Source organism: Rhodococcus chondri, from assembly GCF_036327435.1.
Classification (GTDB): Bacteria; Actinomycetota; Actinomycetes; order Mycobacteriales; family Mycobacteriaceae; genus Rhodococcus; species Rhodococcus chondri.
Map to the genome: position 1 here is coordinate 1 of NZ_JAUZMZ010000031.1, position 23,634 is coordinate 23,634.

Genomic DNA, 23,634 nt, shown 5'->3' on the forward strand with positions numbered 1-23,634 from the left:
GTGCTCACGCGCGAACTCGAGTGCCCGGCGCAGCATCGCGGTGCGTTCCGCGCGAGTACGGGCGCTCTGCGTGCTCACCTCGAGCACCACCTGCCCTGCGAAGTCGCTCTCGGCCAACCGGCGGCACATTTCTGCACACGGCTGGCTCCCGGCACCCGGAATGAGGTGTTCGTCGACGGACGAACCGCGTCCGTCGGCCAGGTGGAGATGGGTCAATCCCATTCCCATCCGGTCGGCCAGCGCCATCGAATCCATTCCCGCGGTGGCCGTGTGCGACAGGTCCAGCGTGTAATGCCGGAAACCCGTATCGGTGGGGTCGAGGGACGGGCTGTACGCCGACAGCGCCCGGCCCGGCCCACCCCGCTTACGCAACCGTTCCACCCCGCGATTCCCGCCGAACAGGACATCGGCGCGCATCGGGTACATGTTCTCCACCGCGACCGAGACGTGACTGCGGTCCTCGAGTGCCGCCACCTGATCGACGAACCCGTCGGCGTAGCGTCGCTGCCAGCGGAAGGGCGGGTGCACCACCACCGTCGCGGCACCGACAGTCTCGGCGGCCCGCACCGAACGGTCGAGCTTGGCCGCAGGATCGGCACCCCAGACGCGTTGAGAGATGAGCAGGCACGGCGCGTGCACGGCCAGGACCGGAATCCCGTACTTGCGGATCAGCGCCTTCACCGCGGACAGATCCTGACTCACCGAATCCGCCCACACCATGAGTTCGACGCCGTCGTATCCCAGGTCTGCGGCGAAGCGGAACGCCGCCTCCGTGTTCTCCGGATACACGGAGGCCGTCGACAGACCGACCGCAATTCGCTGCGCTGTCACCATCTTCGCGACCCTATCCGTTCGGCAGCAGAAACAGCAGCGGACCGAACGCCACGAACGCACCCACCGCGAGAGCGATGAGCTGGCTGGCGATGTCGTCGGTGCGGCGCAGAATACGCACCATCGCAACAAGACCGACGATGACAAGAAGCGCGAGGCCGAACGCCACCCACGGCATCATGTCCCACAGCTTCTCGAATCCCTTGAACAGCAGGCCCCCGACGATGATCGCGACGACGGACTCGCCGATCAGCAGGGCCCACTGCTTGATGTTGTTGCCGGACGCGTCGTCCGCTGCGTCCGCCGCGTCGGCGGAGTTGTTGCGCGCCGCCTGTCGGGTGGCCGGCTTCCTGGCGGCGTCCGCCTTCGCAGCCGTCGCCGCGCCGCTCTTCGACGCCACCTTTTCCGGACGCGCTGTCTTCTCGGGTCCGGCCTTCTCGCGACGCGCCGACTTCTCGGATCGGACGGCGCCCTTGGATCGGCCCGGTTTCGCGTCCTCTGCTGCTGCAATCGTGTCGGTCGCCCGGTCGGTGTCCTCGGGTCCGTTGCCCTGCAGATCACTCGCCGGACCCGACAGCAACCGCGGTTCTTGCGTATCGGCCGGTCGCTGCGGCGTCGGGGGCACCACCACCGCGTCGACGTGAGCGCGCGCCCGCCGGGGCAACGCGGACGGACGAATCACCTCGGTGGGCGACTCGACCTTCACGCCGTCCGCTGCTGCGGTCCGCCCGCCGGAGGGTTCACGAGGCGCGACGATGGTTGTGTGCTCGACACTCGGCGGAGGAGGAGTCTCCAGCGCCACCGGCTTCACCCGCGGCGTCGCGGGCACGACAGGCTCCACCTTGGGCGTCACCGGAACCACGGGTTCGACCTTCGGTGTTGCCGGAACCACGGGTTCGACCTTCGGCGTCGCCGGCACGGCAGGCTCGACGCGAGGGGTCCGGGCCTTGGGCGCGGCCTCGGCCGCCGGTGCAGCCCGCGTGACGGGGATCTCCCCGGTCAGTTCTGCCACCGAGATCCCACCGCTCGTGCCCCGGCGGCGTCGCCCGCCGCTGCGCGAGCTCACCTTCTGGCCGTTGCGCGCCAGCAACTCCGCGACCGAGATCTGCCCGCTTTCGCTGCCGTTGTCCGTCATCGAACTCCCACCACCAGTTCGCCGCCCATATCCGTGTCGAGTTTGCGAAGAATCAGGCCCTCACGCAACGCCCAGGGGCAGATCTGCAGAGTCTCCACTCCGAGCGCCCGCATGCTGGCCTCCGCGACGAGCGCTCCCGCGACGAGCTGCTGCGAGCGGTCCGCGCTGACGCCTTCGAGTTCGGCGCGGTCCCCAGTGGTCATGCGTGAAATGAATGCGATGAGCTGGCGCAGGCCACTTGCTGTCAGCTCCCGTCGCACCCGGATACCGGCCGACGAGGGTGCCGCACCGGTCAGCCGCGCGAGGGTACGGAACGTCTTCGACGTTGCTACGCACAGATCCGGGTCGCCCGCGTTCTTCAGGTGCTTGGTCGGCCCGACCAGTTCGGCGTCCAGCCAGTCGCGCAGTGCGGCGATCCGGCGCTTGCCCGGTGGATCCTCGCGGAACCAGTCGCGGGTGAGCCTGCCTGCGCCCATCTGCAGCGAGTACGCGAAATCCGGGTCCTCGTCGCCACCGAAGGTCAGCTCGAGCGAACCACCGCCGATATCCAGGTTCAAAATGCGGCCGGCGCTCCATCCGAACCAGCGCCGCACCGCCAGGAAGGTCAGGCGAGCCTCGTCCTCACCGGACAGCACGTCGAGCCACACACCGGCCTCGTCACGTACCCGGGCCAGCACAGCGTCGGAATTCCCGGCATCGCGGACCGCGGATGTCGCGAAGGCCATCAGCTCGCCGCACCCGGAGGTGCGGGCGATGCTCGCGAACTCGGCGGCGGTCTCGACCAGACGATCTGCGCCCGCGACGGTGATGTTGCCGTCGTCGTCGATGTTCTCCGCCAACCGCAAGGTGGCCTTGGTAGAGCTCATCGGCGTCGGGTGTCCGCCACGATGGGCGTCCACCACGAGCAGATGAACTGTGTTGCTTCCGACGTCGAGTACCCCTAGGCGCACATTCATACGGTACTGGGTCTACCGTCGGGGTCTGTGACAGCAGGTATGCCCGGCCCCGAGCACAAGCTCGACCCGGCCCCCGAAGTTCCCCTCGATTTCCCCCGCGAATGGGTGGAATTCGTCGACCCCGACAACGACGAGCACATCATTGCGGCCGACATGACGTGGCTGCTCTCGCGATGGACCTGCGTGTTCGGCACTCCCGCATGCCAGGGCATCATCGCCGGCCGCCCCGACGACGGGTGCTGTTCACACGGCGCCTTCCTGTCCGACGACGACGACCGCACGAAGCTCGACGCGGCCGTGAAACATCTCACGTCCGACGAGTGGCAGTTCATGAGCAAAGGCCTCGGGAAGAAGGGGTACCTGGAGGAGGACGAGCTCGAGGACGAGCCCGCGGTGCGGACCCGCCGGCACAAGGGCGCCTGCATCTTCCTCAACCGTCCCGGATTCGCCGGGGGTATCGGCTGCGCACTGCACAAGATGGCGCTGCGTCGCGGTGTCGAACCGCTCGAGATGAAGCCCGACGTGTGCTGGCAGCTTCCGATCCGTCGCACGCAGGACTGGGTGGAGCGCCCCGACGGCACCGAGGTGCTGCGCAGCGTCATCACCGAATACGACCGTCGCGACTGGGGTGAGGGCGGACACGACCTGGACTGGTACTGCTCCGGCTCACCCGATGCGCATGTGGGCGCGAAACCGGTGTGGCAGTCGTACGCGCCCGAACTCCGTGAACTGCTCGGCGGTCCGGCCTACGACGAACTGGCACGGCTGTGCCGGCGACGCGAAGGGCTGGGACTCATCGCGGTCCACCCCGCGACCACGGCAGCCCGGCAGGACCGCTGAGTCCCAGCGGTCCGTCCTCCGGGGTCAGCCCTCGAGTTTGTACCCGAGCCCGCGCACCGTCACCAGGTGCTTCGGTTTCGCCGGATCGCCTTCGATCTTGGATCGCAGTCGTTTGACGTGCACGTCGAGGGTCTTGGTGTCACCGACGTAGTCCGCCCCCCACACCCGATCGATGAGCTGACCGCGGGTGAGGACCCGCCCCGAGTTGCGCAGCAGGTATTCGAGCAGGTCGAACTCCTTGAGCGGCAGCGCGACGGGCTCGCCGTTGACGTGCACGACGTGGCGGTCCACATCCATGCGCACCGGTCCGGCCTCGAGAATGCCGTCGTCGTGGCCTGCCTCGACCTCGGGGTCGGTGCCGCGTCGCAGCACCGCCCGGATGCGGGCGATGAGTTCACGCGCCGAGTACGGCTTCGTGACGTAGTCGTCGGCGCCGAGTTCGAGCCCGACGACCTTGTCGATCTCGCTGTCCCGCGCGGTCACCATGATGACGGGCACGCTCGAGCGGCTGCGGAGCTGTTTGCACACATCGGTGCCGCTCATGCCGGGCAGCATCAGGTCCAGTAGGACGATATCGGCACCCGTTCGATCGAACTCTGCCAGCGCAGCCGGTCCGTCACCGGCGATCGTGGTCTCGAATCCTTCTTTGCGCAGCAGGAATGCCAGCGGATCCGCCAGCGACTCTTCGTCCTCCACGATCAGCACACGTGTCACCGTTGAGTCCTCCGTACCTTTCTCTCTCCATAGGCGCCCGGGATCGGGCGCTGCGGCCGGGGTGTTGTCACTGCCCGACCGCTGTCTCGCGGCGCGGCGGCGGGATTTCGTCGTCGCGTTCCTCGAAATGTGCCGGGATGAGCAGGGTGAATGTGGAGCCGGTTCCCGGCTTGCTCCACAGGGTGATCTCGCCGTTGTGATTGGCGGCGACATGCTTGACGATGGCCAGACCGAGGCCGGTGCCCCCCGTCGCCCGCGACCGCGCCTTGTCGACACGGAAGAAGCGTTCGAAGACCCGCTCCTGGTCTTCCTTCCCGATACCGATGCCGCGGTCGGTGACCGAAATGGCGATCTTGCCGTCTCGCAGCGATCGGCTCACCGACACCGGCGACCCCGGCGGTGAGTAGGCGATCGCATTCTCGATCAGGTTGGTCAGGGCAGTGACCAGCAGCGATTGGTCTCCGAGGACCTCGTAGCCGCTGGGCCGGTCGGTGGTGATGTCGATCTCGGCGTTCTCGGCGGTCAGCCCGGTGCGCTCGAGGGACTCGTTCACGATCGTGTCGACGTCGACGACGTCGAGGTCGGGAAGTTTCTCGGCGCCCTGCAGCTTCGACAGGGAGATCAGCTCGGTCACCATGTTGCCGAGTCGCGTGGCTTCGCTCTGGACGCGCTGCCCGAAGTGGCGCACGGTTTCCGGGTCGTCGGTGGACTCGAGCAGCGCCTCGGCGAGCAGCGCCATCGCGCCGACAGGCGTCTTGAGTTCGTGGCTGATGTTGGCGACGAAGTCGCGGCGCGTGGCTTCCATCCGCACATGCTCGGAATCGTCGTAGGCGTACAGCACCACAAAACGGCTGTCGTCGTCGAGCAGTCGCTTGGCGGTGCATCTGACTGCGATGCGGTCGCGGCCGTGCGGATTCTTGCCGCTCAGATCGAGCTCGACCGGCTTACCGGTCTCGAGGACCCGGTTGGCGGCGACCCACGCGCGATCATCGATGAGGCGACTACGGACGAGTCCGAGTTCTTCGGCGCGTGGATTGAAGAGAATGACGTCGTGGAACTTGTCGACGACGGCGATTCCCGTGTACGACGCATAGACGACACGGTCGAGCACGTGGGCCATGGTGAGTTCGGAGTCGTCGGCGCACGCGGTGCGACGGCGTCGCGACCATGCGGCGACGAGGAGTCCGCCGAGGACGGCAGAGACCACGATCAGCAGGACTACCTGCACAACGCTCACGAGTGGAATCGTAATGACACCCGGGTGGGCGGTGAAACCGGGGCGACGCATCCTGCTGCACGTCACACCCTATTTTTCAGGGGTTGTTCCGCTGTTCATTCTCCGTTTGCCGGCTGCGCGGTGGTCGCCACGCAGCCGGCATCAGGGTTCTACTCGCCGCGGTTCTACTTGGCGCCCTGATTGGCCACGGCCGCCGCACCGGCTGCGGCAGCCTCCGGGTCGAGGTAGGTGCCGCCCGGGTTCAGTGGGCGCAAATTCTCGTCGAGGTCGTAGCGCAGCGGGATCCCGGTGGGGATGTTGAGCCCGGCGATCTCCTCGTCGGAGATCCCGTCGAGGTGCTTGACGAGGGCACGCAGCGAATTGCCGTGGGCGGTGATCAGCACCGTCTTGCCGGCGAGCAGATCCTGCGAGATCGTCTCCTCCCAGTACGGGATGAACCGCTCGACGACGTCCTTCAGGCACTCGGTGAGCGGTACCTCGTCGACATCGGCGTACCGCACGTCCGTGTCCTGGCTGTACTTGGTACCGGGCTCGATCGGCGGCGGCGGGGTGTCGTAGCTGCGGCGCCAGAGCATGAACTGCTCTTCGCCGAACTCGTCCTTGATCTCCGCCTTGTTCTTGCCCTGCAGCGCGCCGTAGTGCCGCTCGTTCAGACGCCAGTCCCGGATCACGGGGATCCAGTGCCGGTCCGCCGCGTCGAGCGCGAAGTTCGCGGTGCTGATCGCACGCCGCAACAGGGAGGTGTACGAAATGTCGGGCAGTACGCCGTGCTCGGCGAGCAGCACTCCGGCCCGCTTACCTTCGGCGATGCCCTTGTCGGTCAGGTGCACGTCGACCCAGCCGGTGAACAGGTTCATCGCGTTCCATTCGCTCTCGCCGTGGCGGAGCAGCACAAGTGTTCCGGTACTCATGCCACCAATCCTGACACGGTGTGACGACGATTCGCCCGCGGGATCGGAATGCGTGGGATATATCTGACAACGCGCGTTGCCACTGTGCCGCGCGCGACGATCCCACACCACGATGATCGATGAACCGGGGGGTTCCATTGTGTTCGATGCCCGACTGTCCCGTCGCACCGTCCTCGGCAGTCTCTGCGCGTTCGGCGCCGCAACCGTACTGCCATCGGCCGTACTACCGCCCGGCGCCGCGGCCGCGCCGGTACGGCGCTCACCCGCTCTGCACTCGACCGGCCGCCGCGTGGCAGTTCTCGGGGGCGGAATGGCGGGCCTGACCGTGGCCCACGAATTGATCGAGCGGGGCTTCGAGGTCACCGTCTACGAACCGAAGGCGCTGGGCGGCAAGGCCCGCAGCATCCCGTCCCCGGGTACCGGCGCGGGAGGTCGTCGGGACCTACCGGGCGAACACGGATTCCGCTTCTTTCCAGGCTTCTATCAGCACATCCCGGAAACGATGCGTCGAATCCCCTTCCCCGGCAACCCGAACGGCGTGTTCGACAATCTCGTCGCCGGACCTGCCTTCCGGATGTCGATGCCGGACGGTCCGGACCTGACAGCGCCGGCGTCGATCGCGCCGCTGCGCTTCGATGTGTACGACCCGAGCTCCCTGCAGCAGTCGCTGGGTGCCGCGTTCTCCCTCGGCGGCGCCATTCCACCGCACGAACTCGAAGTCTTCCTGCGCAAGCTTGTCATGTTTCTCACCAGCTGCATCGAACGTCGCGACACCGAGTGGGAGCATCAAACCTGGTCACAGACACTCGAAGCCGACGGCAAGTCGAAAGCTTACCGGGACATCCTGGTCTCGGCCCTGACCCGGCAGCTCGTCGCGGCACGGCCCGCAACCGTCTCGACGCGCACCATCGGCATCATGGGGCAGGCGTTCGTGTGGAACGCGATGGGGACGGTCCCGGCGTACGGGCATCTCGATCGACTGCTGTCCGCGCCCACGAACGAGGCGTGGATCTACCCGTGGGCGGCCTTGCTCCGCAACCTCGGAGTCCGGTTCGAAATGGGCTGGGCGGCAGAATCGTTGGATATCGACGGCGGAAAGATCACGGGCGCGCGAGTGGTCGACGGCGACGGCAACCGGGCCACTGTGGACGCCGACTGGTTCGTCGCCGCCATGCCCGTCGAACGCGCGGTTCCACTGTGGTCACCACGGATTCTCGCAGCCGACCCCCGCCTGGAGGGGATGCGGCAGCTCACCACCGACTGGATGGTCGGCATCCAATACTTTCTGCGCCGGTCCACCCCGGTGGCGCAGGGCCACGTCGCGTATCTCGGTTCCCCCTGGGCGCTCACGTCGATCAGCCAGGCCCAGTTCTGGCGCGGCTCGTTCGCCGGCCGATACGGCGACGGCTCGGCGCACGACTGCCTCTCGGTGGACATCTCCGACTGGGACACCCCCGGAATCCTGTACGGCAAGACCGCCGAGGAGTGCACCGCACAGGAGGTCGCCGCAGAGACCTGGGAACAGATGAAGTTGTGCCTCAACGACTCCGGAGACCATGTGCTGCACGACGACGAGGTCGTGTCGTGGTTCCTCGACCCGGGCGTCCGGTGGGACGCGGCCGCCGGCCGCAACACCAACGACACTCCCCTGCTCATCAACACCGCGGGCTCGTGGACGAACCGGCCGGACGCACGTACAGCGATCCCGAACCTGTTCCTCGCGGGCGACTATGTGCGCACCGATATCGACCTGGCCACCATGGAATCCGCGAACGAATCGGCCCGCGCCGCGGTCGCGGCCCTACTCGAGGCCGCCGGTTCTCCCGCGGCGCCACCGTCGCTCTACCGGCTGCACGAACCACCCGAACTCGCGCCTGCTCGGCAGATCGACGCCGACCGTTACCGCGCCGGACTCCCCCACCTGCTCGGCACCTGACATGAACGAGGGCCGATCCGAATATGCTTGCAGCACATTCGGATCGGCCCTCGAGCGGTCGCGGCCGCCAGCCTAGGACGCGGGTGCGGCGCTCTCGGCGGACCGAAGATCCTTGCGCAGGATCTTACCCGCCGACGACTTCGGCACGACGTCGATGAACTGCACCTTGCGCACCTTCTTGTGCGGGGAGACACGCTCGGCGACGAAAGCCATCACGTCGTCCTCGGAGAGGCCGGAATCGGGCTGGCGCACAACGAACGCCTTGGGCACCTCCTCGCCTTCGTCGTCGAGGACACCGATGACGGCCGCATCGGCGATCTGCGGGTGCGTGAGCAGCAACGCTTCGAGTTCGGCCGGAGGCACCTGGTAGCCCTTGTACTTGATGAGCTCCTTGAGCCGGTCCACGATCGTGACGACGCCGTTCGCGTCGACCGTGGCGATATCGCCGGTGTGAAGGTATCCGTCGCTGTCGAGGGTGTCGGCGGTGGCCTGGGGATTGCCGAGATAACCCGCCATGATGTTGGGGCCCGTGCACCACAGTTCGCCCGGTTCGGACACACCCTCGCCGGTGGGGTACTCGACCTCGGCACCGGTGGCCGGATCCACGATCTTGCACTCCATGTTCGCAATGGTCGGACCGACCGAATCGAGCGGAGTGTCGTCGTCGTCGAACGGAATCGCGTGGCTGACCGGGCTCATCTCGGACATGCCGTAACCCTGTCGGACCTTGCACCCGAGCCGTTCGGCGACGGCACCGCCGAGCACCCGGTCCAGAGGCGCGGCACCGGAGAAGATCGTGTGCACACTCGACAGGTCGTACTTGTCGACGAGCGGATGCTTGGCGAGGGCCACTGCGACCGGCGGCGCGATGTAGACGTATGTGCACTTGTACTTCGCCACGTTCTCCAGAAACTCGACGAGGTCGAATTTCGGCATGGTCACGAGTGAGGCACGAGCGTACAGGGCCGCATTGAGCAGCACGGTCATGCCGTAGATGTGGAAGAACGGCAGGACGGCGAGGATCTTGTCGTCTGCGCCGAGGCCCATGCGCGGGAAGATCTGGCACACGTTCGCAACGAGGTTGCGGTGGGTGAGCATGACCCCTTTGGGACGCCCGGTGGTACCGGACGAATACGGCAGCACCGCCAGGTGGGTCGCGGGATCGAAGGTCACCTCGGGCGCGGGTGCCTGCTCGACGAGCAGGTCGCGCAGCGAGGGATGCCCTTCGGCGCCGTCGAGCACGATGAGCAACTCGTCGGGAATCCCCACCTCCGCCGCCGCCTCCTTGGCTTGCGGCAGCAGCGGCGACACCACGACCAGCGCCTTCGCCTTCGAGTCCTCGAGTTGCTTGACGATGTCCTGAGCCGTGTACAGGGCATTAATCGTCGTGGCGGTGGCGCCCGCACGCAGGATGCCGTGGAAGACAGGGGCGAAAGCGGGAATGTTGGGCGAGAGCAGTCCCACGACGTCACCGACCCCGACGCCACGAGCTGCGAGAGCACCTGCGACGCCCTGGATCTGCCCGACGAGCGTGCGGTAGTCGACGACGTCGCCCGATGTTCCGTCCACCAGAGCCGGCCGCTCGAGATCCGCCTCGGCCATCGAGCCGAACAGAAAGTCGTAGACACTCAGTGCCGGGATCTCGACATCAGGAAAAGGGCTGTGGAAACTCATGATCCTCCTCGACACGAAACTTCACCGGCACCGGATGCCGGCGCAGGCGGGCACGCACTGCCCCCCAACTGTGAATACTGTCACAGTCGTCGCGTGACGATACCGGGTGCGCACCTCCGTGCATGCACCGCCAGTGCACGAATCCCGCGCGCATCGGTGATGCGCGCGGGATTCGGCAGGAGTCCACAAGTTACGACCGGATCGCTACGGACCGCTCGCGTATGGACCGACCATCGATCAGAAGTACTGACCGCAGGTGGGCCAGGCACCGATGCCCTGACCGGCGAGCACGTTCTCCGCCACGCGGATCTGCTCCTCGCGGGAGGCGTTGCTGGCAACCCCGGTGCCGCCGTAGGCCTGCCAGGTGCTCTGGCTGAACTGCAGGCCACCGTAGTAGCCGTTGCCCGTGTTGATGCCCCAGTTTCCGCCGCTCTCGCACTGCGCCACGGCATCCCAGTTGCCGGATGCGGCATTGGCCGTGCCGGTTCCCAATGCGAGGGGGGTAACCACGAGGGCCGCGGCAGTCGCGACGGTGCCCAGGGTGCGCTTGATGTTGAACTGTGCCATGTCGGGTATATCCTTTCCGGCTGCTTGCGAGGCCCGCGTCGACGGTTTGTGCCGACGTTCTTGCCGGTGATCCGGATCGTGGATCACGCCTCGCCCTGCCCCTCGAAAGGTGTTGAGATCCGAATCCCGCGGGGCAGAGTCAGCGGCGGCGGGCCGGTGCGTATTGCCCTGTCGTATCGGGCTGGTTACGACCGTAGGCGCTCATCACGGATCGGTCACGGGGCAATTTTTGGGCACGGCCGTGCCAGAGTGAAGTGCGCCCACCGGGCGTAATGGCAGGTCACGCAGAAGAAATCCCTGCGTCGGCACCATCGGATCACAGCACAAGGCTGTGGCGATGCTCACATCTCACAACCCCACAGCCCTCGCAAACCGGGCGTGAGCTGCGCTACAGAGTGGTCGAGTCCGCGCCGTTATCGGTGTCCGACACAGGTTCGAACGGCTTTCCGGTCTCGTCCTCGATGAGGTTCCGGAACGGTTCGAGATTGCGTAGCGGCTCGCCGCGCGACACCCGCCACTCCCACTCGCGGGTGATCGAGGAGAGGAAACCCAGACCGACAATGATGTTGAAGTCGTAGTCGGCGGCTTCGAGGACCTGTCCGAGCACCGCGTCGAGTTCCTCGGGTGTGACCGCATGCTCCGCGATGCGGCCCACGAGATAGATGTCTCCGGCCTTGTCGAGCGTGTAGGCAACGCTGTAGAGGCGACGATTGCGCCGCAGCAGATACCGGTACACGCCCTCGAAGTTCTCGTCCGGCTTCCGGCACACGAATGCCTCGACGCGAACCCCGTGCGTGCCGACGGTGAGCAGTGTGGTGGTCTTCAGCTTGTTGTCACCCGGTAGGTCGACGACGAAATTGCCGCCCTCCTTGCGTGAGAACTCGAGTTCCCGATCCTTCAACGTGGATTCGATCAGCCCGCACAGCTGCTCACTCATGCCCTCACCCCACTGGTTCGCCGCAATTTCCACAATCCGCGCTGCCGGCGCAACGAGAACTCGCCGGTCCCGAATGCGCGGTTCCGGCGCATTCCCGCCCTGCGATAGCTGTCCAGCAGCCCGTCCGCCGTGTGTTCCCACGAAAAGCTCTCGGCATGCATCGGCGCGGCCGCGGCGAACGTGGCCAGACGTTGCGGGTCGGTCACCAGCGAGCGCAGCGCACTTGCCCAGTCGTCCGTACGGTGCCCGTCGACGAGCAGCCCGGTCTCACCGTCTCGCACCGCGACACCGAGCCCCCCGACATTCGCGGCGAGCACCGGTGTCCCGCATGCCTGAGCCTCGATGGCAACAAGCCCGAAGGATTCCGAATAGCTCGGTACCGCAACGACATCCGACGCCCGGTACACCTGGACGAGGCGTTCCGAAGGCTGTGGGGGCAGGAACGTCACCCGGGCGGCGATACCGAGATCCGACGCCAGGTCGATGAGCGAATCGGGGCGTTGGAGTCCGGTACCCGACGGTCCGCCGACCACGAGCACCCGTAGCGGCACGTCAGGAGCATCGGCGATCGCCCGCGCGGCGGCACGCAGCAACACATCGGGGGCCTTGAGCGGCTGGATACGGCCGACGAACGTCACGATGGTCTCGCGCGGGTCCAGACCCAGTTCTGCTCGCGCGGCCGCCTTGTCGCCGGGCCGGTAACGCGTGAGATCGGCACCGGGCGCGACCACGTCGATCCTCGACGGGTCCGCCCCGTAGATCCGCTCCAGTTGCGTCGCTTCGTCCGCGGTATTGGCGACCATCCGATCCGATTCGGCGACGACCTGCTGCTCACCGATCTGCCGTGCTGCGGGCTCGGGAGTGTCGCCCGCCGCGAGCGAGGCATTCTTCACGGCCGCGAGCGTGTGGGCCGTGTGCACGAGCGGCACACCCCAGCGGTCCCGGGCCAGCCAGCCGACCTGCCCCGAAAGCCAGTAGTGCGAGTGGACCAGGTCGTAGTAGCCCTGCGGATGCCGCGCTTCCTCACGCAGCACCCCCGCTGCGAAAGCACACAGCTGGGTGGGCAGATCCTGCTTGTCGAGGCCTTCGAACGGACCGGCCGCGAGGTTTCGCACCAGGACGCCGGGCGCCGCCTCCTGCACCGCAGGATCGGACGACGACGTGGCCCGGGTGAAGATCTCGACTTCCACGCCCCGCCGAGCCAACTGGATCGCGGTCTGCAGCACATACACGTTCATGCCACCGGCGTCCCCCGTGCCGGGCTGCGCCAGCGGCGAGGTGTGGACCGAGATGACGGCAACGCGATGTGGGCGACTGGGCTGGGATGTCACTCCCCCATACTGCCCTGCTCCCATTCGACGCGAGCAGCGACCTCTCGCACGGCAACCCCTACACGGACTCCCCGAACCGGGTGACCTCCGTGACGAACCGCTGCGGATCCTCCACGAACGGCCCGTGCTCGGCACCTTCCCAATACGACGTCGTCACCCGTGCGAGCAGGGCCTCGGCGTGCCGCGCTGCGGATATATCCACCACGGTGTCCGCGGTGCCGTGCAGGATGAACACCGGCAGGTCGAGGTTGCGGAGCAGGTCGTCGTTACCTTCCGCACGGGCGAACAGCGCGGCCCGGACGCGGGGCGGAGTGCTCAGGCTCGTTCCGAGCAACGCCTGGGACACGGCGCCCCTGCCCGGTGCCGATCCGGCCGGCGCCGACCCGGTCAGCGCCGTTCCGAACGCGCCGAGCGCCGGAACGGCCTCGCCGGGATCCTCGGACATCGCAGCCGGCATCGCCGCACGCATGGCCTGTCCGACCCTCCCGCCCGCCTCCCCGCGGCCGATACCGGTGATCGCACCGACAAGCACCACCCCCGCGATTCCCGCTGGCCCGTGGACAGCGAGATAGTCGCAGATCACCAGTCCCCCGTACGACCAACCGAGCAGGACAGCACCTGCTGCGCGCTCTGCTTTCAACACGGCGTCGACGTCCGCCGCCCAGGTCTTCCGCTCGTCGTACCCGGTCTCCGGTGCACCGGAGTAGCCGTGTCCACGCAGATCCACCGCGATCACCCGGAAGCTGCGGCCCAGATCCGCGAGAACCTGCTCGCCCCAGCAGCGCGAAGACTGCGCCCAGCCGTGCAGCAGAACCAGTGGGCGCGCATTCTCGTCACCGAACGTGCGGTAGACGATCGGTGTGCCGTCACTGCTGTGCACTTCTCGGACACTGGGCACATTTCCACCGGAAACCTCGCGCGCTGCCATGCGCGTTACTGTAGCCGCGCTCTCGCGTGGATCCCGGCCGCGCACGCCACGGCGAGCACGCCCGCCGCGACACCGACTCCGTACCCTGCTCCGGCACCGGCTCGATCGATGACCTGCCCCACCAGGGCCGACCCTGCGGCGACACCGACTCCGAGGCCGGCAACCGTCCAGGTGATGCTCTCGGTGAGCTGCGCCGCGGGAACGGTGCGCTGGGACAGCGACATCGCGATGATCATCGTCGGCGAGATCGCCACCCCGGCGAGCATGTACAGCGCAGCGAGCACGGGCACGGTGTCGGCGAGCAGCAGCGGCCACAGCAACACCGCCACGGCACCGGTGGTGACCAGCAACTGACCGGTCAGCGACGACCTCGACGAGCGTGTCCCGAACACGAGCCCACTGAGCGCCGAGCCGGTCGCGAACAGCGCGATGACGATGGTCGCCGCACCGGCCGCGTCACGTTCGGCGGTGAACGCCACAGCGGCGACGTCGATGACACCGAAGATCACCCCCATAGCGAACATCACCGCGGTGAGCGCCACGAGCACCGGCAAGCGGAGCACATTGACGGTCGGACGGTCCGGCGAGCGCGGTTGCACAGGCGGTTCGGTGCTACGCAACCCGGCAAGGACGACAGTGCCGACGAGCAGCAGCACGGCGCCCAGCAACGGTCCCGCCTCCGGGAACACCGCGACGCTGAGCCCGACCGACAGCACGGGTCCGACGATGAAGCACACCTCGTCGATCACCGCTTCGAGCGCGAACGCGGTACGCAAACGGTCGGTGCCGCCGTGCACTTCGGTCCAGCGGGCACGGACCATCGCGCCGATCGTCGGCATCAGACCGGCCGGTACCGCGCACACGAACAGCCACACGGTGGGCACTTCGAAACGCACCCCCGCCAGCATCGCGAGCGTCGCAGCGGCGCTGATCGCCGCTGCCACCGGCAGCACACGATGCTGACCGTGCCGATCGACCGCCCGCGACACGAGCGGTGTCAGCAGCGCATACGACAGGGCGAACACCGCCGACAAGGCACCGCCGAGGCCGTAGTCGCCCCGCAGTTGAGAGAACATGGTGACGATGCCGATGCCGATCATCGCGATCGGCAGCCTCGCAACGAAACCGGCCACACAGAACGCCGCCGACCCGGGTGCCGCGAACAGAGCGCGATACGAACCGCCCGGTCGTGGTGACACGTGTACTCCCACTCTCCTGTCCTTTCCGGTACCCGAGATCGGGCTATCCGTGCCAGCATGCAGCGTATGGGCGTTCTGGTTTGTTTCCATGCACATCCCGACGACGAAGTATTCATCACCGGCGGTGTCATGCGTCTGGCTGCGGACGCCGGGCACCGGGTGGTGCTCGTGGTTGCCACGGACGGAGCCGCGGGCGAGCATCCCGACGGGTTGCTCGCCCCCGGCGAATCACTTGCAGAACGACGCATGCGGGAACTCGAGCGCTCGGCGGAAGCACTGGGGGTGTCCCGGCTCGTATCACTCGGCTACGCGGATTCGGGGATGGCGGGTACGCCCGAGAACCTCAATCCGGAAGCGTTCGCCAACACCGACGTCGCCGCCGCGGCCGCACGACTCGCCGCACTCGTCGAGGAGGAGCGAGCCGACGCGGTGACGATCTACGACCCCAACGGGGGCTACGGCCACCCCGATCATGTGCAGGTGCACCGGGTCGGCGTACGGGCGGCCGAAGCCGTCGGCCACGACGCCGTGTACGAAGCAGCGATGAACCGCGATCATCTCGTCCGACTGCTGGCCGCGAACCCCGAAGTGGCCGGCGATGTGCGTCCGCCGGAACTCGACACCTTCGGACTGCCCGAATCCGAATTGACCACCGTCGTCGATGTCGCCGGCACCATCGCCGCCAAGATCGCGGCGATGCGCGCGCACGAGTCGCAGATCGGCGACTTCGGTCCCATGCTGGGCATGAGCGAGGAACAACTGCGCGACGCTTTCGGCACCGAGTGGTTCCGGCGACGTGGCGCCGCGACGGGCCTGCGCGAGACGTCGTTGCGCCTTCCGAAACCGGCCGCCCACACCGAAGGAGCACGATGGAACAACGCATCGCACTGAATCGGTCCATCGCGGCACCACCGAGCGCGGTGTGGGCGGTACTCACCGACCTCGACGACGCGCCTCGCACGTTGCGCGGTGTCACCGCCGTCGAGCGGCTCAGCGGCACCGGCTACGAGGTCGGCACCCGATGGCGCGAAACGCGGGTGGTGTTCGGCAGATCCGCCACCGAGGAGATGCAGGTCGCGGAGGTGGAGCCGGAACGGCGCACCGTCGTGACCGCCGAGTCCGGCGGAACCCGTTACCGGACGGTGTTCGAACTGACGCCCACCGCTGCGGGCACCGACCTGCGCCTGGAGTTCTGCGGGCGGTCGGGGCCGATGGGCGCGATGCAGAGTCTTCTTCTGACCTTGGTCGGACCACTCGCAAAGCGTGCGACGGCCAAGTCCATGCGGCAAGATCTCGACAACATCGCCGCCGCCGCCGAGCAATCGAGGTAACTACATGTCCCTGTACACCCGTTATCGCGAGAGCGGCGCAGACCTGCCGTTCGGAAATCCGCTGGTCGCCCACGGAGTGGCGATGGAGGGTTACTTCTGGCGCTTCACCCAGCCGGACAGCGGCCGCGTCGTCATCGCCCTGTGTGGGGTCAATCGCGCATCCGACGGCCATTGGGCCACGTTGGGTCTGGCCGCCGCCCCCAACGGATTCCTCCGCACCGCAGCACATCCGGAAGGTTTCGCCCACCCCGCCCGGCTCGGCGCCACCGCGGGAACCGCCTTCAGCGCCGGCGCCGACCGCGTGTGTATGAACCTCGGATCGGACGCCGAATTGAACGTGCGTGTCTCGCCCACCCGGCCCTGGCCGCGCCGCCGTTTCGGCGGCTCGAGTGTGTTCCACACGGTCCCGGCGCTGAACCAGTACTGGCATCCGTGGCTGCTCGGTGGACGCGCCGAGGGGCACGCAATTCTGGGCGACGAGAAGTGGAACCTCGACGGCGCCCACGTGTACTGCGAAAAGAACTGGGGCCGCGGCGGTTTCCCCGAATCGTGGTGGTGGGGTCAGGCCCAGGGCTTCGCCGACCCCGACGCATGCGTCGCGTTCGCGGGCGGCCGGATACATTCGGGGCCGCTGCACACCGAGGTGACCGCAGTGGTGGTTGCCCTGCCGGACGGCCGGGTGCTGCGGCTGGGCAACCCTGTCACCTCGCCGGTGCGGGCCCGCGTCACCGACGAAACGTGGTCGCTGCGGGGCCGTAACAGCCGATGGAGCGTCGAGATCTCGGCGAGCGCCCCGCTCGGCTCCGCCCACGTGTTGCCCGTGCCGTTGCCGGGGGAGCGCCGCAACGTGGCCGGGTCGATCGAACACCTGGCGGGGTCGATGAGCGTCACCGTTCACGAACGCGGCCGGCTGGTCTGGGCGGACGAATCCTCGCTGGCAGCGCTCGAGCACGGCGGGCTCGACCGGGCCCGGGCCGAACTGGACCGGCGATGGGCGGCCCCGGACGCAACGGACGGCGCCCCCGTGACGTCGTGATCGAGTCGGCACCCCCCCGCGGCCGACCGCGAACATCAGGTTCGTGCCCGGCGTACGGCGCCGAGTGGGTCGGCGTACAGCGAAGCGAGCGACACGGCACCGGCCGCGTGGGCCTGCACTCGGTTCCCGAATCCGCTGATGCGCACGTCCTTCCGCGGAAGGGTCGACGCCCGGGCGAAAGCCTGCGCGACGTGGGGCACCCCGGCCGGATACTCGGTGAAGGCCTGGCCACCGAGGACGACCCGGTCCGGGTTGAACAGGTCGCGGAGCATCGCGACGGTGCGACCGAGTACCTCGGCTCTTTCCACCAGCAGCTCTCGGGCCGGCCGGGAGCCGTCGTGCGCGACCTTGTACAACGCCTGGATCGTGGGGGCACGCCGCGTGGCGTCGCTCGCGTCGAACAGACCCGCGGCACGGGCACGTTGCACGACGGCCTGGTCGCTCACGGTCGCTTCGAGGCATCCGGTGCCGCCGCACGGGCACGCCGCGGATGATCCGGTGGGCAGGTGGGAGACGGACCCGGGACCACCCGCCGGGGTATGCACCTTGCCATCGAAAGTAATTGCGATACCGGTGGTTTCACGGGCATAGAAGTACAGGCTCGTGCCGGTCGCCTCGGCGGCATCGCGGTCCGGAGCCAGTAGCAGTTCGGCAGCGGCCATCGACTCGACGTGCGCCGCCACCGACACGGGCAGACCCAGCCCACCTCCGATCACAGCACCGACCGGCGCCCCCTTCCACCCCAGTCGAACGTGGTCGACGATGCCGGTGACCGAGTCGACCCGGCCGCCGAGCGCGACACCGGCCCACAGCGGGGTGCGGCGGTGCCAGCGTGATGAGAAGGCCCGTGCACTTGCCGTGATGGACGACAGCGCGATGCTCTGGTCTCCGTTCGGAGTGGGGATTCCGACGGCGCCGATGATGCGACCACGAATATCGCTCGCCACGATTCCCGTGGTGACGGCGCCGATGTGGATGCCGATCGTCAGATAGCGTTCGTGATCGGCCTCGACCGGAACGCGTGGCCTCCCCACCGCACCGGGCTCGACGAGGTCGGGCCGTTCACGGAGCAATCCCGCCGCGATCAACGCGGAGACCTGGCGGTTGACGGTCGCGACACTGAGCCCGGTGATCTCGGCGATGGTGTCGCGCGGGACCGGGCCGCGATGCGCTGCGGCACGAAATACCGAGGCTCCGGCACCATCGGCGATCCGTAACTCGGGCGGAACGATCAAAGCTTGTGACACGGGGCGCCGCGTCGTGGGACGAGTCCGTCCCGGCGCAGGCCGGGCCGAGGCGGTGCGAGGCAGGGCGGTGCCGGGAAGCGCGGCGCGAGGCAGCGCACGCGTGACGGCAGGGGTGGACAGGGCGGGTGTTGGCACAGCGCGATTCCTTGCAGTCCCGACCGCGAGAACGGCCGCAGGAGACAGGGGCATGACATGGGATCGACACGCCGAACACCACAACGCACATGCATCGGGGAATGAGATCCGTCGGGCGGATCGAGTTCGGCGCGGAGTTACTTTCCGCAGTTGCGACAACAAAGTTCGCGTGCCAGAGGCAGCCGGGATCCCAGCGCGGCAGTCACGTAGGTGACGCGCGGGGCAGCTCCTCCGGTCGACGACATGGGTGAAGGCTAACCGTGGTGTGGGTTCTCCTCAACCGGCGGGGAAATCACCGCCGACTCTCCGAATTGCGGACTCACCGATCCCGCGGCGGGAGCCCACTGTTTCGGGCGACATCGGTGCGAGCAGAAGGGCTTCCCACGCGTCGACGAGTGCCGACAGTTCACCCTGATCGGGTGGCGTGCCGTCAGCGTCGAACCGGGCAAGACTCCGCACGATACTCGCGTACACCAGGAGGAGGCGCTGATTCAGGACGTCGTCGGGTAGGTGGGTGATCGACTCCTTCAGGGCGATGTAGGCGGCGCGTCCACCCGCGGTGACCGCGGGATCTGCCGCGGTGTAGTGCTCGGCGAGCTGGTCCCTGTTGATCAGCTGGTTGAGCATGGCGACGTAGTGGTTTCCCCGTCCTATGGTGTGCGCCAACGGCAGGGCGATTGTCCACAGCGCGTCCCGTGTCGACAGCTCGCCCTTCGCCACCGTCAAGCGCGCCACCATCGCGTCCCGCTCCTCGTTCACCGCGGGCAGCCGGTGCGAGAACACCGCACGGAGCAGGCCCTCTTTGGTACCGAAGTAGTACCCGATCACCGACGAGTTGTGCTGGCCGGCGGTCTTCCTGATCTCGGCGAGGGTCACCCCGTCGTAGCCTCGCCGTGCGAACAGGCGCTCGGCAGCTTCGACCAGCCGGGTCCTGGTCTGCTCGCCGGAGATGTAACGCCCTCGCGCCGCTGTCATAGAGTTCGAGACTAGTTCCGGTAGCAGGGATCCGCAGATCGGCACGGACGCTCCGGCAGCGTAGAACCATGATCGACACGCGTACCCGGACGGCTGCTCCTAGGATCGTCGCCATGAGCATTTCCAGCGACTCCCGTATCGCCGTCGTCACCGGCGCTTCGTCCGGCATCGGAGAGGCCACGGCGCGGACCCTCGCGGCGCAGGGTTACCACGTCGTGGTCGGCGCACGACGCCTCGACCGACTTCAGGCGCTGGCCGACGAAATCGGCGGCACCGCATTGGAGTTGGATGTCACCGACGAGGACTCCGTCACCGCGTTCACCACCGTGCTGCCCCGTGTCGATGTCCTCGTCAACAATGCGGGTGGCGCCAAGGGCCTGGCCCCCGTCGCCGAAGCGGATCTCGACGACTGGCGCTGGATGTGGGAGACGAATGTTCTCGGCACGCTGCGCATCACCAAGGCCCTGCTCCCGAAGCTGATCGAGTCGGGCGACGGGCTGATCGTCACCGTCACGTCGGTCGCCGCATTCCATGCCTACGACAACGGGTCGGGCTACACCTCCGCCAAGCACGCGCAAGCTGTGCTGCACCGGACGCTGCGCGGCGAGTTGCTCGGGCAGCCGGTCCGGCTGACGGAGATCGCGCCGGGCGCGGTGGAGACCGAGTTCTCGCTGGTCAGGTTCGCCGGCGATCAGGAGCGCGCGGATTCGGTGTACGAGGGCATCACACCGCTGGTTGCGCAGGACATCGCCGAGATCATCGGTTTCGTCGCGTCACGGCCGGCACACGTGAACCTCGACCAGATCATCGTCGCGCCGCGCGACCAGGCGGCGCCGAGCCGCTTCCACCGCACCACCGGATGATCGCCGCGGCGCGGTTGCGCTCGTCGTTGTTTCCGGACGGGTGCCGGCCGGGATTGCGGCGCCGCCGGGTGAGAGATCGGAAAGAGACCGACCGATAAGTACTCTCGCCAGGTATGCAGCAGCGCCTTACCCCCGGCCCCCTGTTCGACGACCGCGGTCGCCTCGACCGGCCCGGCTGGAGCACCAGTGAGATTCGCACCTACGACCGAGCGCAAATCGCTGCGTCACGTCTGCGAATCAAGGAATGGGACTACTACTGTGTTCTTTCCGACGTTCTTTCCGACGATCCCCTGTCCGACGGCACCACTGCCGGCAGGCCCGCGGGCCCGTACGGCATCGCGCTGACGGTCGCCGACAACGGATATATGGGGTTGCTCGGGGTCAGCCGGCTCGACCTCGCCGCACGATGCGAAGTCACCGCCGACACCATGATTCCGCTGCCTCTGGGCCGGATGCGGATGCCGGCAAGCGCGGACAGCGGGGACGTGGTCGTTCGTCACGGCGGCCTCCGGATCGAATACCGTCATGTGCCCGGAGGCCGGCGGCTGACCGTCGACCATCCCGGTTTCGACGGTGGTCGAGGACTGTCGGGCGAACTGCTGCTGACGGCGCCGGAATCGGACCGGATGGTGATCGCGACGCCCTTCCCGCATGCACCGAAGGCGTTCTACTACAACCAGAAGATCAACTGCCTGCCCGCGTCCGGGGACATCACGGTCGGTGATCGGACATATCGGTTCGAGCCGTCGAGCGCCTTCGGCGTGTTCGACTGGGGTCGTGGCGTGTGGACGTACGACAACACGTGGTACTGGGCGTCGGCCTCCGGGCTGCACAACGGTGTCCCGTTCGGGTTCAACATCGGCTACGGATTCGGTGATACGAGCGCCGCGAGCGAGAACATGCTCTTCCACAACGGTGTCGCGCACAAGCTCGACCGCGTCCACTTCCATCGACCGCGCGACACCTACGTCGATGCACCGTGGCAGTTCACCAGCAACGACGGCCGATTCGAGATGACGTTCGCCCCCATCCTGGACCGCGCGGCCGACGTCGACGCACTCGTCCTGCGTTCGACCCAGCACCAGGTCTTCGGGCGCTTCACGGGTTTCGTCCTGCTCGACGACGGAACCCGCCTCGACATCGAGAACCTGCTCGGGTTCGCAGAGGAAGTTCGCAACCGCTGGTAGGGCCGGTCAGATGACGCAACCCACCGTCACCGGCTCGGGATGGAGGCGCACACCGAACGCATCCTCGACGCCGTCCCGCACTTCCCGCGCGAGCGCAATCAGGTCTGCGGTGGAGGCGGAGCCGCGGTTGGTCAGCGCCAGCGTGTGTTTCGTCGACAGCCTGGCCGGTGCGTGGTCGCCGGGGAAGCCCTTCGAGAATCCCGCGCGTTCGATGAGCCAGCCCGCGGAGAGCTTCGTGCCCGCTTCTGCCGGGAACTGCGGAATCCGTACGTCGTCTCCGACCCGTGCCGCGACGGCCGCGAGCACCGCGGGCAGCTCGTCGTCCGGCACGACCGGATTCGTGAAGAACGATCCGGCGCTCCACGTGTCGTGGTCGCCGGAGTCGAGCACCATGCCTTTGCTCCGACGGAGGGCGAGCACGTGCTCACGCACCTGCGACGCCGGTCGGCGCTCCCCTTCTTCCGCTCCCAGGGCCGCCGCGAGCTCGCGGTAGCCGAGCGGGGCACTGGACCCGTCGGGCCGCACGTCGAGTTCCACCTCGAGGACGAGCGCGGCGTCGGAGTGCTTGAGCACGCTCGTGCGGTAACCGAGACCGAGCCGGTCGGGTTCCACCCAGTGGTCGTCGCCGGTGCGTCGATCCAGCAACCGGACTCTGCGCAGTACCGTTCCGACCTCGACGCCGTAGGCACCCACGTTCTGCACGGGCGTCGCACCGGCCGATCCGGGGATGCCCGAGAGGCACTCGATGCCGCCGCGTCCCGCGGCGACGGTACGCGCGACGACGTCGTCCCACACGGCGCCGGCGTCGGCGCGCACTGTGGTTTCGGTGAGGTCGATGTCCGTGGTCGCGACGCGGACGACGACCCCGTCGAACCCGGCGTCACCGATCACGAGGTTGGAGCCTCCGGCCAGCACGAGGTTGGGTACGCCTTCGGTGTCGAGGAGCCGCACGACATCGATCAAGGTATCGGTGGTGGCGCACTCGGCAAGGACTCGGGCGGGCCCGCCGAGCCGGAGGGTCGTCAGTGTCGACAGCGGCACCTGCTCGGACATCGCGGCTCCCGCGTCGGCGAGCCGGGCCCTGATACGTGGATCAAGCACCAGCAAACGGTAGCGTGCCCGGTATGGGCAGCCCTATCGACCACTCGGCGCACTACTCGTTTCCACCCGTGAAGGTGCACGCGGCGTTCGTCGACCCTCAGTACTGGCATCATCGACTCGCCGAGATCGGCGGACCCGCGGCCACGGTGGAAGACATCACACCGGGTCCCGGCACGATCGACCTGCACATGACGCAGGCCATTCCCGCGGAGCATCTGCCGAGCATCGTTACGAGCATCCGGCCCGGCGATCTCGTCATCCACCGGCACGAAAGCTGGGGAGCACTCGACGGCGACCGTGCAATGGGCAGGTTTTCCGCGCGCGTCGACGGGATGCCGGGCAAGGCGGAGGGAGCGCTCGGTCTCGCGCCGGACGCCGGTGGCTCGTTCGTGGTGATCGAGGGTGACGTCGAGGTGAAGATTCCGTTTCTCGGCTCCAAGGTCGAAGGGATGATCGTCGACGAACTCGTCGGCCTGTTCGGCAACGAGCAGGCATTCACGGCGCAGTGGTTGAGCGGGTCCCGGTAGGCGCGAGACCGGCGGCGATTTCCTCCCGTCCGGCTC

At 67.6% G+C, this 23,634-nt stretch carries 23 protein-coding genes; 8 read left to right on the forward strand and 15 right to left on the reverse strand.

Annotation, left to right across the window (positions count from 1 at the left end):
- From Q8814_RS07865 to Q8814_RS07875, 3 genes are all read right to left on the reverse strand, one after another.
- A partial coding sequence (locus Q8814_RS07865; protein WP_330151460.1) for a sugar phosphate isomerase/epimerase family protein occupies window positions 1-834 on the reverse strand: 834 nt, incomplete at its 3' end.
- Window positions 835-844: 10 nt separating this feature from the next.
- Complete coding sequence (locus tag Q8814_RS07870; RefSeq protein WP_330151461.1) at window positions 845-1,966, reverse strand: hypothetical protein; 1,122 nt, start codon at window positions 1,964-1,966, stop codon at window positions 845-847.
- On the reverse strand, window positions 1,963-2,916 hold the full coding sequence (locus tag Q8814_RS07875; RefSeq protein ID WP_330151495.1) for a Ppx/GppA phosphatase family protein: 954 nt from the start codon (window positions 2,914-2,916) through the stop codon (window positions 1,963-1,965). Before Q8814_RS07875 ends, Q8814_RS07870 begins: the two co-directional genes overlap by 4 nt.
- A 45-nt stretch (window positions 2,917-2,961) precedes the next feature.
- Here Q8814_RS07875 and Q8814_RS07880 point away from each other — a divergent pair, with 45 nt between their 5' ends.
- Window positions 2,962-3,762 carry a hypothetical protein gene (locus tag Q8814_RS07880; RefSeq protein ID WP_330151496.1) on the forward strand — a complete coding sequence of 267 codons (801 nt, stop codon included), beginning with the start codon at window positions 2,962-2,964 and terminating at the stop codon, window positions 3,760-3,762.
- Between the two features lie 24 nt (window positions 3,763-3,786).
- Here Q8814_RS07880 and Q8814_RS07885 read toward each other — a convergent pair whose 3' ends face one another.
- From Q8814_RS07885 to Q8814_RS07895, 3 genes are all read right to left on the reverse strand, one after another.
- Entirely contained in the window at window positions 3,787-4,476 is a 690-nt protein-coding gene (locus Q8814_RS07885) for a response regulator transcription factor (protein ID WP_330151462.1), read from the reverse strand.
- A 67-nt stretch (window positions 4,477-4,543) separates the two neighbouring features.
- Window positions 4,544-5,713 (reverse strand): sensor histidine kinase, encoded by a 1,170-nt coding sequence (locus Q8814_RS07890; protein WP_330151463.1) that lies wholly within the window; start codon window positions 5,711-5,713, stop codon window positions 4,544-4,546.
- A gap of 164 nt (window positions 5,714-5,877) precedes the next feature.
- A complete protein-coding gene (locus Q8814_RS07895; protein ID WP_330151497.1) occupies window positions 5,878-6,633 on the reverse strand; it encodes a phosphoglyceromutase in 756 nt (251 codons plus the stop codon).
- A 103-nt stretch (window positions 6,634-6,736) separates the two neighbouring features.
- Between Q8814_RS07895 and Q8814_RS07900 the strand changes: the two genes are divergently transcribed.
- Window positions 6,737-8,560 (forward strand): hydroxysqualene dehydroxylase, encoded by a 1,824-nt coding sequence (locus tag Q8814_RS07900; protein WP_330151464.1) that lies wholly within the window; start codon window positions 6,737-6,739, stop codon window positions 8,558-8,560.
- A gap of 72 nt (window positions 8,561-8,632) precedes the next feature.
- Here Q8814_RS07900 and Q8814_RS07905 read toward each other — a convergent pair whose 3' ends face one another.
- The 6 genes from Q8814_RS07905 to Q8814_RS07930 form a co-directional block, all read right to left on the reverse strand.
- On the reverse strand, window positions 8,633-10,234 hold the full coding sequence (locus Q8814_RS07905) for an AMP-binding protein (protein WP_330151465.1): 1,602 nt from the start codon (window positions 10,232-10,234) through the stop codon (window positions 8,633-8,635).
- Window positions 10,235-10,471: 237 nt separating this feature from the next.
- Entirely contained in the window at window positions 10,472-10,801 is a 330-nt protein-coding gene (locus tag Q8814_RS07910) for a transglycosylase family protein (protein ID WP_330151466.1), read from the reverse strand.
- Window positions 10,802-11,189: 388 nt separating this feature from the next.
- The gene (locus Q8814_RS07915; protein ID WP_330151467.1) at window positions 11,190-11,738 is read right to left on the reverse strand and encodes a type III secretion system chaperone family protein; all 549 of its coding nucleotides are present in this window, start codon (window positions 11,736-11,738) and stop codon (window positions 11,190-11,192) included.
- Window positions 11,735-13,093: a D-inositol-3-phosphate glycosyltransferase gene (gene mshA, locus Q8814_RS07920; RefSeq protein ID WP_408015854.1), complete on the reverse strand. Its 1,359-nt coding sequence runs from the start codon at window positions 13,091-13,093 to the stop codon at window positions 11,735-11,737. Before mshA ends, Q8814_RS07915 begins: the two co-directional genes overlap by 4 nt.
- Before the next feature lie 34 nt (window positions 13,094-13,127).
- The gene (locus tag Q8814_RS07925) at window positions 13,128-13,997 is read right to left on the reverse strand and encodes an alpha/beta fold hydrolase (RefSeq protein WP_330151469.1); all 870 of its coding nucleotides are present in this window, start codon (window positions 13,995-13,997) and stop codon (window positions 13,128-13,130) included.
- 5 nt (window positions 13,998-14,002) lie between these two features.
- Window positions 14,003-15,292, reverse strand: coding sequence for an MFS transporter (locus tag Q8814_RS07930; RefSeq protein ID WP_408015855.1), 1,290 nt, complete (start codon window positions 15,290-15,292; stop codon window positions 14,003-14,005).
- Between Q8814_RS07930 and Q8814_RS07935 the strand changes: the two genes are divergently transcribed.
- The 3 genes from Q8814_RS07935 to Q8814_RS07945 are packed head-to-tail and all read left to right on the forward strand — an operon-like array spanning window position 15,263 to window position 17,563.
- A complete protein-coding gene (locus tag Q8814_RS07935; protein WP_330151471.1) occupies window positions 15,263-16,087 on the forward strand; it encodes a PIG-L family deacetylase in 825 nt (274 codons plus the stop codon). The two genes, Q8814_RS07930 and Q8814_RS07935, sit on opposite strands and share 30 nt — an antisense overlap.
- Window positions 16,066-16,527 carry an SRPBCC family protein gene (locus Q8814_RS07940; protein ID WP_330151472.1) on the forward strand — a complete coding sequence of 154 codons (462 nt, stop codon included), beginning with the start codon at window positions 16,066-16,068 and terminating at the stop codon, window positions 16,525-16,527. Before Q8814_RS07935 ends, Q8814_RS07940 begins: the two co-directional genes overlap by 22 nt.
- Window positions 16,528-16,531: 4 nt before the next feature.
- Window positions 16,532-17,563, forward strand: a complete 1,032-nt coding sequence (locus Q8814_RS07945; RefSeq protein ID WP_330151473.1) for a tocopherol cyclase family protein — start codon at window positions 16,532-16,534, stop codon at window positions 17,561-17,563.
- 35 nt (window positions 17,564-17,598) lie between these two features.
- Here Q8814_RS07945 and Q8814_RS07950 read toward each other — a convergent pair whose 3' ends face one another.
- Together Q8814_RS07950 and Q8814_RS07955 are read right to left on the reverse strand one after the other, a co-directional pair.
- On the reverse strand, window positions 17,599-18,903 hold the full coding sequence (locus Q8814_RS07950) for an ROK family transcriptional regulator (protein ID WP_408015858.1): 1,305 nt from the start codon (window positions 18,901-18,903) through the stop codon (window positions 17,599-17,601).
- Window positions 18,904-19,221: 318 nt separating this feature from the next.
- Entirely contained in the window at window positions 19,222-19,920 is a 699-nt protein-coding gene (locus Q8814_RS07955; RefSeq protein ID WP_330151474.1) for a TetR/AcrR family transcriptional regulator, read from the reverse strand.
- Between the two features lie 113 nt (window positions 19,921-20,033).
- On the opposite strand from Q8814_RS07955, the gene Q8814_RS07960 reads away from it, so the two are divergent.
- Window positions 20,034-20,783 (forward strand): SDR family oxidoreductase, encoded by a 750-nt coding sequence (locus Q8814_RS07960; RefSeq protein WP_330151475.1) that lies wholly within the window; start codon window positions 20,034-20,036, stop codon window positions 20,781-20,783.
- A 113-nt stretch (window positions 20,784-20,896) separates the two neighbouring features.
- On the forward strand, window positions 20,897-21,970 hold the full coding sequence (locus tag Q8814_RS07965; RefSeq protein WP_330151476.1) for a DUF2804 domain-containing protein: 1,074 nt from the start codon (window positions 20,897-20,899) through the stop codon (window positions 21,968-21,970).
- Window positions 21,971-21,976: 6 nt separating this feature from the next.
- Here the strand turns inward: Q8814_RS07965 and Q8814_RS07970 are convergent, their stop codons facing one another.
- A complete protein-coding gene (locus tag Q8814_RS07970) occupies window positions 21,977-23,071 on the reverse strand; it encodes a UDP-N-acetylmuramate dehydrogenase (protein WP_330151477.1) in 1,095 nt (364 codons plus the stop codon).
- A gap of 23 nt (window positions 23,072-23,094) precedes the next feature.
- Here Q8814_RS07970 and Q8814_RS07975 point away from each other — a divergent pair, with 23 nt between their 5' ends.
- The gene (locus Q8814_RS07975; RefSeq protein ID WP_330151478.1) at window positions 23,095-23,598 is read left to right on the forward strand and encodes a DUF2505 domain-containing protein; all 504 of its coding nucleotides are present in this window, start codon (window positions 23,095-23,097) and stop codon (window positions 23,596-23,598) included.
- Window positions 23,599-23,634 lie beyond the last annotated feature (36 nt).

Bases quoted from the DNA above. Each gene is read 5' to 3' on its own strand.
- Q8814_RS07940 (WP_330151472.1), top strand. From the start codon at position 16,066: ATGGAACAACGCATCGCACTGAATCGGTCCATCGCGGCACCACCGAGC.
- Q8814_RS07925 (WP_330151469.1), bottom strand. From the start codon at position 13,997: ATGGCAGCGCGCGAGGTTTCCGGTGGAAATGTGCCCAGTGTCCGAGAA.
- Q8814_RS07915 (WP_330151467.1), bottom strand. From the start codon at position 11,738: ATGAGTGAGCAGCTGTGCGGGCTGATCGAATCCACGTTGAAGGATCGG.
- Q8814_RS07880 (WP_330151496.1), top strand. From the start codon at position 2,962: ATGCCCGGCCCCGAGCACAAGCTCGACCCGGCCCCCGAAGTTCCCCTC.
- Q8814_RS07965 (WP_330151476.1), top strand. From the start codon at position 20,897: ATGCAGCAGCGCCTTACCCCCGGCCCCCTGTTCGACGACCGCGGTCGC.
- Q8814_RS07975 (WP_330151478.1), top strand. From the start codon at position 23,095: ATGGGCAGCCCTATCGACCACTCGGCGCACTACTCGTTTCCACCCGTG.
- Q8814_RS07960 (WP_330151475.1), top strand. From the start codon at position 20,034: ATGAGCATTTCCAGCGACTCCCGTATCGCCGTCGTCACCGGCGCTTCG.
- Q8814_RS07955 (WP_330151474.1), bottom strand. From the start codon at position 19,920: ATGACAGCGGCGCGAGGGCGTTACATCTCCGGCGAGCAGACCAGGACC.
- mshA (WP_408015854.1), bottom strand. From the start codon at position 13,093: ATGGGAGCAGGGCAGTATGGGGGAGTGACATCCCAGCCCAGTCGCCCA.
- Q8814_RS07930 (WP_408015855.1), bottom strand. From the start codon at position 15,292: ATGTGCATGGAAACAAACCAGAACGCCCATACGCTGCATGCTGGCACG.
- Q8814_RS07870 (WP_330151461.1), bottom strand. From the start codon at position 1,966: ATGACGGACAACGGCAGCGAAAGCGGGCAGATCTCGGTCGCGGAGTTG.
- Q8814_RS07910 (WP_330151466.1), bottom strand. From the start codon at position 10,801: ATGGCACAGTTCAACATCAAGCGCACCCTGGGCACCGTCGCGACTGCC.
- Q8814_RS07935 (WP_330151471.1), top strand. From the start codon at position 15,263: ATGGGCGTTCTGGTTTGTTTCCATGCACATCCCGACGACGAAGTATTC.
- Q8814_RS07905 (WP_330151465.1), bottom strand. From the start codon at position 10,234: ATGAGTTTCCACAGCCCTTTTCCTGATGTCGAGATCCCGGCACTGAGT.
- Q8814_RS07900 (WP_330151464.1), top strand. From the start codon at position 6,737: ATGATCGATGAACCGGGGGGTTCCATTGTGTTCGATGCCCGACTGTCC.
- Q8814_RS07945 (WP_330151473.1), top strand. From the start codon at position 16,532: ATGTCCCTGTACACCCGTTATCGCGAGAGCGGCGCAGACCTGCCGTTC.